A 7,974-nucleotide genomic window follows, 5' to 3' on the forward strand; every position below is an offset into this window, starting at 1 on the left:
TAAGCGAAACAAAAATAGAGAAGCGCGTATTAGAGGGGAAGAGTAGTTTTTCTTCCATTTTCCTGAGGTCTTTGTTGAGCTCTATCACATCAACCTTAAGTGCTTGGATGTTTTTTGCGATGGCCTTCAACTCATCCAAACTCTTTGCTTCGCCTTCGGGCTGCTGTTCTTTAAACTGCGCGGCATCGACGTTCTCGGCCCAGCTGGCGTCTTTCGAATTATCGGTATTTGTTGCGTCTTGCGCGGAAACCGTCGACACAGAACACATAACCGTAAATGATGCTGCCAGTAGCAGCGAATAGAAGGTTCCAGACATCGTACAAACTCTAAAGGGATTCGTATTTGAGTAAGATGTAACCGGCCAAATTCCTTTTTAACCAATTCTCGTGGTCAGTCGCTAAGCGGATTACAAGGGCAGCGACCAACACAACATAACATAAAGTATGTGAGTCAAACATACTGGAATTAGTAATAAATTCCTACTATCACACCCCTCGGGGTGTGTGAGATGAGAACCAGATAACACCACCTTTGCGACCACTTTTCTATTATTGCGCTTCAAACTACCGGGGAAACCTCATGTATAGTCTTAAGATTACACCGCCTTCTTTGGCTGCCTCAGCACTGGCGCTACTTTTAACGCCCTCTCTAGTACTTGCTCAGGGCGGAACCATAGGTGATATCAACAAACCCGCCAAAGAAGTGATCATCGAACCGGAGAAAAAGCCCATAGAGGCCAAAGCAGCCGAAATTGACACCGAAAGGTTCGAAATAGGTTTGCATCTCGGGGTTTTAAACGTCGAAGATTTCAATGCCAACCTTTCCACGGGGCTGTCTTTCACATGGCGCCTGATGGATGGGGTACTTGCTGAGCTGCGGTACACACAAGCTACGACTGAGCGAGCCACGTTCGAAGAGCTGGCAGACCAGGATTTCTTAGCGGATTCCGATAGAAAATTCAGTGCAATTGAAGTGCTCGGTGGATACCGAGTGCTAAATGGTCGATCATTCTTTGGCCGAAGCGCTAAAATTGACTCGGAACTCTACCTGTTAGGCGGACTGGGCCAGGCAAGCTTTGCCGGTAACGACTCAGTTTCGTTTGTTTTCGGGGCTAGCTATCGCACCGTTTTCACTGATTTCATCACTGTAAATGTTGATATTCGCGACCATATGTTTAATCGCGAATTCATAGGCGACGACAAGCTAACGCAGAATATCGAGTTTTCGCTTGGTGTTAACTACCTATTTTAATGGGGTAACTCGTTTTAGAGGGCGCAATTAGGCTAATAAGGCCGCGGCCCCGCAATTCGGTAATGGCGTCGCCCCTCGCTTGAGGGGAGCGGCCTAGTAAACAGCCATGCTAGACCAGAAGGCAGCGAGCCTTCCGCTGCACGCGGCCCACCTGATACCAAGGCCTGCCGGTTAGCGCAGAGGCTAAAATCAATTATTAGCGGTGCCCTTAAAACAGATAGTTCACGCCGAGACTGAAACCACCGTTATTTACCGTCTTATCATCGTCACTCAAATTTGAATCGTAGGTGTAATTGCGGTAGTCCAGCTTAACAATATAGTGGCGATTGAATGCCACTTGGTAACCCGCACCCAACGTGTAGGTAAAGCTTTCTTCGCCGCCAAAGGCCGTATCACCCACACCACCTACAACGTAAAACGATGCCAAGTTTGCGTCGCCACCTTTAAAGGCAAATTCGGATTGAAATATATTCAACCCAACGAGCAAGTCAAAATGGCGGAAGTCTCTATCGGCCCCGCCGAATAATTGACCTGACTTTTTTCAAAAGATGACAAATCTGAGGTAGCCTGAAAGTAGTTCACCTGCAGAAAAAATCTTCCGTCGCCTTAAAGCTACCACTCACACCAAACGTTAGCTCGCTGCCAAAATCTTCTATATTGATCATGCCTGCGTTCACACCAAGCTCAAATACCTCGTTATCCACGGAGCGCAAGCCCCCAGCAAACACTGACGCACTGACAATCGTTGAGGCCAGTAAACAGGCTTTAAACTGTCGACCTAAAAGAAACTGTTGAATCCAATTTTCCATGTAGCAAGCTCCACGTCGTTGCTGTCTGTGGTTACCGTATACGAACGGTATTCAAGGCGAATAATAAAGTTGCGGCCCAAATAATAGTTCCCGCCGAGCCCCCAGTTGGTGTAATCGGATTGTTCAATATCCAATGGCACCAATTTGGGCTGTGAATCAATTTCCATACTGCCTGCACCCAAACAGTAAGTATGGTGAAAGCCGCCATTGTGAAAATGGTTCCAACATTGCGTTTAAGCCGTAAAAATCTCCGCGAATATCTTCACCGTATACTTTACCGTACTCGCCTTCTGCGGCCAGCCAACTTAAAAAACGGTAACCGGCGTTAGCACTCCAAAAATCAGAGCCCTCTAGCTCACCCTCGGCAAAGCTGCCAAACGAAAAGCCTACCTGAACACTGTTTTCTAGGTAATCACCAAAACTGACGCTGGGTAGATCGGCGGGCTCACCGGTTTTCCTGCATCGTACGAGAGATTTGAGCCGCACTTACCCAGCCGGTTCGCCCGTTCTGTAAACGTATTTCATACCAATCAGGGCGGCGCGCAAGAATATCGACCGTTTCGCCCTGCTCAATGGCGTAAAATACGGGGTATCCACGACCGGGGCCAGAGTGAACGTCGGCATAGGGATCTATAATCGTGAGTCGATGGCCGGCATCCTCACCCTGCTTCTGACCATTACTACGCTTGAGCAAATTAGAAAGCAAGAAGCAAGCCAGCAATTAGCTTAGGTAAATCTTTCATCGATGGTCCTTGTAATAAAGGGCTATAAAGTGCCGCCATTGTAGGCTTACCGGCACTTACGATCACGAAGCAATGCTTAGATTTGTGACTTATTTTTGTCAACCGCCCCCCTGGCCGTAAAAGAGCATGGGCCGCCTATTGTGAATTTCCTATGTGAATCTCCAAATTGCCTACTAACAACGGGCCACATTACCAAGAGATAACCCCTAGTACCTCTAACCCACAAAACGCCTGCAACGGCTGAAAAGGTTCACGGTTTGTCAAGATCGGCTCTCGCTCAGCAAATCCAGCATTGAAAGCCCAGTTCATTGCGGTATCTCCGGGACATTATTAAGGACGGCTATTTCAACGTGTACCTGTTGGCCATTGGTGATTCGAATAAGCATTTTTCGCTATTGTCTTTTCATAGACGATATAATTTGACGGCCCGTTAGGCGAAATCGAGCGAATCATTCAAAATTGGACAAATACATGACCGATAACCCAGCGCAATTTGGACGAAGCTTTTGGCTAGCCATTCGCCCAAAAACCCTGCCAGCGTCCCTTAGCCCGGTGATATTGGGCACTAGTTTTCGTGCCCGCAGAACAACTGAATTGGCTGCTGGTTTTTTGTGCTCTGGGTTGCGCACTGTTTTTACAAATAACGGTTAACTTAGCGAATGATTTTTCGACGCAAAAAATGGGGTTGATACCAACGCACGGCTTGGCCCCATTCGGGTAACCCAAGCCGGTTTGGCTTCGCCATCAATGGTTGCCGCCGGTATTGGCTTTTTTGTGGTGTTAAGTATTACCTGTGGGCTGATTTTGGTTGCCCATAGTGACCTTTTACTTCTGGGTGTTGGAGGGCTCTGTATTTTGGCCGCGCTAGGCTACAGTGGGGGCCCAGCCCCGCTGGCCTCAATGGGGCTTGGGGAAATAGCCGTATTAATATTTTTGGCTGGATAGCGGTACTGGGTAGTTTTTATGTGCACACACAAACCTTGAACCTGCAGCTGTTTTTGCTCTCAAGCTCCCTTGGCTTAATTTTGGCGGCGGTCATGCTGGTAAACAATATTCGTGACATCCCCACCGATGAGCAAGCCGGAAAACGTACCCTCGCGGTACGACTGAACGACCGCAATAGCCGATTCCTGTACCTAGGCTTATTAACACTGGCTTATATTTTACACATTTGTGCATTTACGACATTGAATACAAAAACAAACCTGATCAGCGCACTTATTCCCTTAGCCGTACTTTTGCCATTTGCTCTGAAAGCAGCAAACAATATTTTGCGTTTTCGAGGGAAAGAATTAAATGGTTTGCTGGCGGACACCGCACTTCTTGGGCTCATTTACAGCCTCACAACCAGCGGAGCTTACCTCATAGGTCCTTATCTATAATCCAAAAAGGGGGTTCTCGATGAATTATTATCGAATGATGATATGTGCCATACGCAGTCGCGCGAAAAAAAACAGCTCCGATAATTTTACGCGCTTCACAAGCGTAAACTACCCGCCAAATCGATTAGTTATCTAGACAAAAATTGGGGCAGACGAAGCCTGCCCCACCCTACGTTAGATATTAATGCTTCCACTCTTTGTCAAACTTCAATTTAACCATGAAAACATCGTGTGGCTTTAAGGTTACGAGCAAGTCATCGCGCGTTGTACCCGAATTGGATTTAGCCCAAAGGTCCTGCCAGCTATAAATACTGCTGTTAAAATCTATTTCCCGGCTAGAAAGCTCATCTTTCACTTCCTCATGACGCCAGCGGAACTTGAACTTTGTTGACTCTTTGTTGCGGTTTAGTGCGACCATTGCCCACTCATCATTGGCCAACGGTTTAAACCAAACATCTACACCCTTCACACTTTTTTTGCCTGAGTACTTAAATCCCTGAATGCCCAACTTATCTTGGTCCACGTCTATAACGGCCTTATTCGTCAATATATCTCGTGTAACATCGGACATATTGCGCAAATCGTTACCGGCGATAAGCGGTGCAGCAAGCATGGCCCACATAGAGAAATGTGCACGATCTTCTTCGGTGGTCATACCATTGCCGACTTCCATCATATCGGGATCATTCCAACGACCTGGTCCGGCATGTTTTCGCAATCCATCTTGCATATCCAAAATTTGTAGTACACCCCATGACGACCAAGTTCCGTGGTCATACTCACAATCAAAGCAAGCGTAGATATCGCCGGTTGTTCTCCATAACTGCCCCAGTGGTGGAGCCCAATCCCACGGGTCGTTGTCACCCCATTCACAAATACTGAGGACAATCGGGCGGCCCGTTTGCTTCAAGGCTTTTGCTATTGTCATATAGGCACCCTCTGCCTTCAGACCCTCTGTGGCACACCAATCGTACTTAAGGTAATCAACCCCCCACTCAGCATAGGTTTTTGCGTCCTGAAATTCATAGCCTCGACTTCCGGGTTTACCAGCACAGGTTGTCCAACCGGCGTCCGAATAAATACCCAGCTTCAATCCTTTTTTATGAACGTAATCGGCCAACGCTTTTATACCGGAGGGGAATCGTTTAGGGTCTGCCTGAATATTGCCATTCGCGTCGCGCTCGCCGTGCCAGCAGTCATCTATGTTCACATATTCGTAGCCAGCCTTCTTCATACCACTCTTAACCATCGCATCGGCCGTTGCCCGGATGAGCTTTTCATCCACATCACAGCCAAAGTGGTTCCAGCTATTCCAGCCCAATGGCGGAGTTTGAGTCAGATGTTCGTATTTATCTGCATTCGCCTGAGACAACCCAAAAAACAGGGCTGTGCAGCAGAAAACGAGCGATACAGCGAGCCGCTGTTTTACGCCATTTGACATGAGAAGTACCTCGTATCTAATTGATTTGATGGTTTATTTGATTTTTTATCTTGTGTTTTTTAAGCCAACTTGCTTACTAACACTTGAATATATTAATAGCCGTGATCTTATTTATTATTTCAATGTAACCGATATGCATTTGTCGTGTAATAGTACCAATACTGCGTCCCAAGTTCACCCCTTTTCCCGCAGACGCGTTAGTTCCCGCCAATAGTTAATGTGTGCTATACCCATATAAATGACAGTAAAATTGGGGAGCAATCCAGTTTATGGCCGCGATCCAGGGTCAACAATACTTCGTCTCAGCTGCAATAGTCGCCGCTGAACTGCACAAGGCGATGTTGGTGGCCAGAGAAATTTCGCTTACGGCCAGCAATGCCCGCGCGCTCGCGCTACGTGCAGGACACGGCGCAGCGGGCTTTAGAGCTATTACCGAGTTTATTGAAGAGTTAGCGAGAAAAACCGTAACCGCCTCAAAAGACATCAACGGCGAAGCCGTAAAAATGAGCCGTACCGCCTCGGAAATCGCTCGAACCCGCGATGCCCTAGATCGATTTCACCAAGCCTTTGAAAAAGCAAAAGACTCCCCCAATCTAGCGTCCCTTAAACCGGCACTTGAGCATACTAAAGCACAATTTGAAACCCTAGAAGCCACATTTCACAAACAGATCAACCAGCTCATTGCACGACTTGAAGAGCTTGGCCGTGAGCTGCGTACGGCAACGGTATTGGCGGCAATGTCTCGCGTGGAGGCTTCGGCGTCTGGCAGAGAATTTGAATCGTCTCTCAATGTAATCGCTGAAAATGTAGCTCGAGCAGCCAGTAAAATACAAAAACACGTTAAAAACTCACAGCAATTATTCAGTGAAATCACACTCATTTAAGGGAATGGTCTGCGCATGCTGACACAGCAAATTTTCAGTAACGATAGCCATCAATGGTTTGTGTTTGGTCGAGACCCAGACAAACCTAGCTCTATTATCGATACCAACCAATACATGGTACGTACACGCCATAACGCGCTACTAATGGATCCTGGTGGTATTGAGCTTTTTTCCGCTATGCTCGCCAACGTCGTAAAACAGGTGCCTATACAACAAATTACTCACTTATTTGCATCCCATCAGGACCCCGACATTATATCGTCTCTTGGTCTTTGGGACAGAGCGCTGGATAATGCCACGCTGCATTCTCCCTGGCTCTGGGAAGGGTTTATTCGCCATTTTGGTATGGAAAAAATCACCTACAAAGCGATTCCCGACGAAGGTTCAACGCTACAGCTAGATGGGCTACAGCTGGAATTTGTACCTGCACACTACCTGCACTCTTCAGGCAATTTTCACGTTTATGACCCGCAGGCAAAAATATTAATGAGTGGCGATGTGGGGGCCGCACTTGAATCGCCGGAAGCACCACTTTTTATTGATGATTTGAATCACACACAAAAAAAAATGCAGCTTTTTCATCAGCGCTGGATGCCATCCAATAGAGCGAAAAATGAATGGATAGAGCGTGTAAGAAAACTTGAAATTAACACCATGTGTCCACAACACGGACGCATCTTCAAGGTGACGATGTTCAGCGTTTTTTGGATTGGTTTGAAGCATTGGAGGTGGGTACAGCCGTAGTGTAAGTGACTAGCCGATAACCAAGACAGGAGTCTAACCAGACCTGTAGCGGCTGGACGCTAGTCTTGGTCGCGTGAAATTTTTCCACGAGCACCTTTAACCGCCGACCGGCGCGTCTTGCCTTCTAAGCGCCTGCGTACAGAAGACTTCGTTGGCCGCGTCGGTACCCGATTCTTAACCTTTACTGCAGCCTGCAACAGGATCTCCTGCAACCGCGAAATAGCATCCTGTTTGTTTGCTTCAAGCGTGCGGAAACGCTGGGCTTTAATCACAATTTCTCCACGACTTAAAACGCGCTTATCTCCGCTCGCCCGAAGCTTTTGTTTGATGTACTCGGGCAAAGGCACTTTCTCAAAGTCAAAACGTAACTGTACCGCAGACGAAACTTTGTTGACGTTTTGCCCGCCGGGCCCCTGAGCGCGTATCGCTGTTATCACCAACATACCTTCACTCAATGTGAAAGTGCTTGTAATACTTAACGGGAGATCAGTCATAACGACACAAATAATGAATATACCGAGCCATTTGCAAAAAGGCTCTCGCCTAGAGTAGTCTAGCTCTTTTTTGAGTAGCGCTTCCGGCTCGCGGTTTCGATCAACAGGGTTAAGAATGTAATCATGAAAAGAGCGAATGCCGCTTTTGCACAATACCGTAAAGCCTTCGTTTACCAGTTGCTGCAGAACCACACTAGGCGTTTGGGGGTGTGCGGGCGTTAGGCTG

12 protein-coding genes and 1 pseudogene are annotated in these 7,974 nt (G+C 47.4%); 5 read left to right on the top strand and 8 right to left on the bottom strand.

The features are described 5' to 3' along the window. A pseudogene (locus H5336_RS23140) lies at window positions 1–316 on the bottom strand (hypothetical protein); the annotation flags it as partial. 263 nt (window positions 317–579) lie between these two features. Here H5336_RS23140 and H5336_RS19805 point away from each other — a divergent pair. Next, complete coding sequence (locus tag H5336_RS19805) at window positions 580–1,251, top strand: outer membrane beta-barrel domain-containing protein (protein ID WP_185236036.1); 672 nt, start codon at window positions 580–582, stop codon at window positions 1,249–1,251. A gap of 208 nt (window positions 1,252–1,459) precedes the next feature. On the opposite strand, the gene H5336_RS23145 is transcribed toward H5336_RS19805, so the two are convergent. The 5 genes from H5336_RS23145 to H5336_RS23165 all read right to left on the bottom strand — a co-directional run bounded on the left by H5336_RS23145 (window position 1,460) and on the right by H5336_RS23165 (window position 2,766). Continuing rightward, window positions 1,460–1,726, bottom strand: coding sequence for a porin family protein (locus tag H5336_RS23145; RefSeq protein ID WP_246439429.1), 267 nt, complete (start codon window positions 1,724–1,726; stop codon window positions 1,460–1,462). Window positions 1,727–1,829: 103 nt separating this feature from the next. Further along, window positions 1,830–2,060 (bottom strand): hypothetical protein, encoded by a 231-nt coding sequence (locus tag H5336_RS23150; RefSeq protein WP_246439431.1) that lies wholly within the window; start codon window positions 2,058–2,060, stop codon window positions 1,830–1,832. Continuing rightward, entirely contained in the window at window positions 2,030–2,227 is a 198-nt protein-coding gene (locus tag H5336_RS23155; RefSeq protein ID WP_246439433.1) for a hypothetical protein, read from the bottom strand. The genes H5336_RS23150 and H5336_RS23155 overlap by 31 nt, the downstream gene beginning before the upstream one ends. Further along, window positions 2,217–2,546 carry a hypothetical protein gene (locus H5336_RS23160; protein WP_246439435.1) on the bottom strand — a complete coding sequence of 110 codons (330 nt, stop codon included), beginning with the start codon at window positions 2,544–2,546 and terminating at the stop codon, window positions 2,217–2,219. Before H5336_RS23160 ends, H5336_RS23155 begins: the two co-directional genes overlap by 11 nt. After that, window positions 2,506–2,766 carry an SH3 domain-containing protein gene (locus H5336_RS23165; RefSeq protein WP_246439437.1) on the bottom strand — a complete coding sequence of 87 codons (261 nt, stop codon included), beginning with the start codon at window positions 2,764–2,766 and terminating at the stop codon, window positions 2,506–2,508. The genes H5336_RS23160 and H5336_RS23165 overlap by 41 nt, the downstream gene beginning before the upstream one ends. Before the next feature lie 769 nt (window positions 2,767–3,535). Between H5336_RS23165 and H5336_RS23170 the strand changes: the two genes are divergently transcribed. Beyond that, window positions 3,536–3,748 carry a UbiA prenyltransferase family protein gene (locus H5336_RS23170; RefSeq protein WP_246439440.1) on the top strand — a complete coding sequence of 71 codons (213 nt, stop codon included), beginning with the start codon at window positions 3,536–3,538 and terminating at the stop codon, window positions 3,746–3,748. Between the two features lie 20 nt (window positions 3,749–3,768). Then, on the top strand, window positions 3,769–4,185 hold the full coding sequence (locus H5336_RS23175; RefSeq protein WP_313558071.1) for a UbiA family prenyltransferase: 417 nt from the start codon (window positions 3,769–3,771) through the stop codon (window positions 4,183–4,185). 181 nt (window positions 4,186–4,366) lie between these two features. On the opposite strand, the gene H5336_RS19825 is transcribed toward H5336_RS23175, so the two are convergent. Further along, complete coding sequence (locus H5336_RS19825; RefSeq protein ID WP_185236205.1) at window positions 4,367–5,626, bottom strand: glycoside hydrolase family 27 protein; 1,260 nt, start codon at window positions 5,624–5,626, stop codon at window positions 4,367–4,369. A 269-nt stretch (window positions 5,627–5,895) separates the two neighbouring features. Here H5336_RS19825 and H5336_RS19830 point away from each other — a divergent pair, with 269 nt between their 5' ends. Together H5336_RS19830 and H5336_RS19835 are read left to right on the top strand one after the other, a co-directional pair. Next, on the top strand, window positions 5,896–6,510 hold the full coding sequence (locus H5336_RS19830; RefSeq protein WP_185236206.1) for a chemotaxis protein: 615 nt from the start codon (window positions 5,896–5,898) through the stop codon (window positions 6,508–6,510). Window positions 6,511–6,525: 15 nt separating this feature from the next. After that, on the top strand, window positions 6,526–7,254 hold the full coding sequence (locus H5336_RS19835; RefSeq protein WP_246439442.1) for an oxygen-binding di-iron domain-containing protein: 729 nt from the start codon (window positions 6,526–6,528) through the stop codon (window positions 7,252–7,254). 59 nt (window positions 7,255–7,313) lie between these two features. On the opposite strand, the gene arfB is transcribed toward H5336_RS19835, so the two are convergent. Beyond that, window positions 7,314–7,974: alternative ribosome rescue aminoacyl-tRNA hydrolase ArfB (gene arfB, locus H5336_RS19840; protein ID WP_246439445.1), on the bottom strand; the 661-nt coding region annotated here is incomplete at its 5' end.

The sequence above is a fragment of the Teredinibacter franksiae genome, assembly GCF_014218805.1.
GTDB classification, from domain to species: domain Bacteria; phylum Pseudomonadota; class Gammaproteobacteria; order Pseudomonadales; family Cellvibrionaceae; genus Teredinibacter; species Teredinibacter franksiae.